General features: G+C 60.4%; 1 protein-coding gene. It reads left to right on the top strand.

Annotated elements, in window-relative coordinates:
* Window positions 1-2,523 (top strand): choice-of-anchor D domain-containing protein (locus FJY67_12015; GenBank protein MBM3330173.1); only part of this gene is annotated, 2,523 nt, incomplete at both ends.

Genomic DNA, 2,523 nt, shown 5'->3' on the forward strand with positions numbered 1-2,523 from the left:
CAGGGTCAACTTGGCGCGCGGCTCGGCTCGATCAGCAACTACCTGCAGTTCCTTGACAATCAGATCATGTATCAGATTGAATGGGTCTTCCGTCATCCGGAGGGGCAGTTGTGGATCAGCCAGTCGAACATTCAGCAGATTCGTCAGATTCAGGTCAACCAGGACAACTGGCAGGCGGTTCGGCGGGTGGTGTCGTTCGCCAACGGCGGCGCCAACCAGCCCTACGACGCGGTCGTCCACGACGGCCACAACCTCTGGCAGGGTGGATACGCGCTTGCCAACTTCCGCATCTACGATGACGGCGTGGCCGAGGTCTATTGGCTCGGATTCGAACCTACCGAAGGGACGATCGAAGCCGGCGGCGACGTCAACATCATCGTCACCCTCAATGCCGCCGGGCTGGTCGAAGGCGACTATGAAGGCGAACTTCATATCACGTCCAACGATCCCGATGAAGGCGACGTGGTGGTGTCGGTTCTGTTAGGCGTAACCGGCGCTCCCGACATCGAAGGACGTTGGGCGGCGGCTTACGGCTATCCCAACGTGGTGGACTGGAACCGTCGCTACGCCGACCTCTTCAACGGCGGCCAGTATGCGATGACGATCAACGTCCGCAACGTCGGCACGGCCGATCTGGTCGTGGACGGAACCGAGTTCACCGACGGCGCCTACAGTATCAATCGCGATCAGTTTGCACTCGCCCCGCGCGAGGCCATCGATCTGACGGTCACCCTCGCAACTGACGAGTCGGGCGATCACGACGCGACGATGACCTTCATCACCAACGACCCGGATGAGGGCGAGTATGTGATCAATCTGCACGGCCGGACTGGTGAGCCGCCGCAGATAGCGCTCGATCCCCAGGCGATTGAGGATGACCTCAATACCGGTGAGATGAGCGAGCATGTCGTCAATGTAGCCAACAACGGCGAAGCGCCCCTGCGGTTCCGGATCGCCCACGAGATTATCCGTGAGCCAGGTCAGCGCCGCGACGCAGGCGGGCGTGAAATGCGCGACGCCAACGGCGGACCGCTGCGCGACAACCCGGGCGATCTGATCGCTCAGTTCAACCAGCCGCAAGGCGCCGGCGTCAACATCTACTGCTCTCCGGTCGGCTACGACATGGAGAACAACCTTGCTGCGATCACCATCTACAACACATCGACCGTGGCAATCTGGACGCATGATAACTACCAGAACTTCCGCGAAGTGCGTCGTTTCGCAACCCCCAATCCGATGGACGGCGGGTTCTACAACGGCGTCATCTATATCTGCAACCTGAACGTCAATAACGTCCTGCGCCGCTTCGATATGAACGGCAACCAACTCCAGGATATGGCTATGGGCTTCCCGATCTACGGGGTAGCCTTTGACCACGAGGAGGGTTGGTTGTTTGCCAAGGAGCAGGCCGGTCAACAGCCGGTGCGCGTCTACCGGATGGACGGCAACAACCTGGGCCAGCAGATTGGTACCATCGCCAACTGGGCGCAGCATGCCCAAGGGAATGTGAACGTCTACAGCCTCGAATGGGTGAGCAAGCATCCCGACGGGAAACTCTGGATCCATCAGGGCGCCAATACCAACCTCTTCAACATCAACATCAACACCGACAACTGGCAGTCCGTTGGCCAGGTTCGGAGCTTCCCGGTCGGCATCACCCAGCCCTATGACGCAGTAATGCATGACGGCTACAACATCTGGGTCGGAGGCTGGGGCCCCGGAACTATCCGCATCTATGATGACGGTGTTGCCGAGGCTTACTGGCTCATTTACGATCCGCGCGACGGCGAAATCGAGTCGGGTGGCGATATGAACGTCGTCGTAACGCTCGACGGCACCGGGCTCGTAACCGGCGACTACGAAGCCGATATGCACTTCCTCTCCAACGACCCGAACGACGGCGACCTGGCGCTGAACGTGCTGCTGCACGTTACCGGCGTTCCGGTCGTCGATGCGATCTGGCCGGGAGCCTACGGTCATCCCGATGTCGTGGACTGGAACCGGGCGTTCCAAGACATATTCGCCGGTGGTCCATATAATGTGACGGTTCGCGTCGAGAACGTCGGAACCGATGTCCTGGAAGTGAGTGACATTTCCATCGACAGCGAGGCCTTCTCGGCCAATCCGGTCGAGTTCCAACTCGATCCACGGGGTCGCCAGAATGTCGTCTTCACCTTCAACGCTGAGGAGCCGGGTGAATATGACGCCACCGCGACGATCATCTCGAACGCCCCGGCAAACGACGGCCAATACAACATCGCGCTCCATGCGCGTGCTTTCGCTCCGCCTTCGATCAACCTCGATCCGCAAGGCATCGAGACCGATTTGGTTACCGGCGATATCGAAGAGCACGTGGTCAATGTCTCCAACAGCGGCGACGCGCTTCTGCGTTGGGAGACCGACGTCGAGATCATCCGCGAGCCGGAGGGCGGGCTTCGCCGCGACGCGAGCGGACGCGAACTCCGCAACGCGGACGGCGGTCCGCGGCGCGACGATCCGGGCGACCTGATTGCGCAGTTCAAT

This window comes from Calditrichota bacterium (genome assembly GCA_016867835.1).
GTDB lineage: Bacteria > Electryoneota > AABM5-125-24 > Hatepunaeales > Hatepunaeaceae > VGIQ01.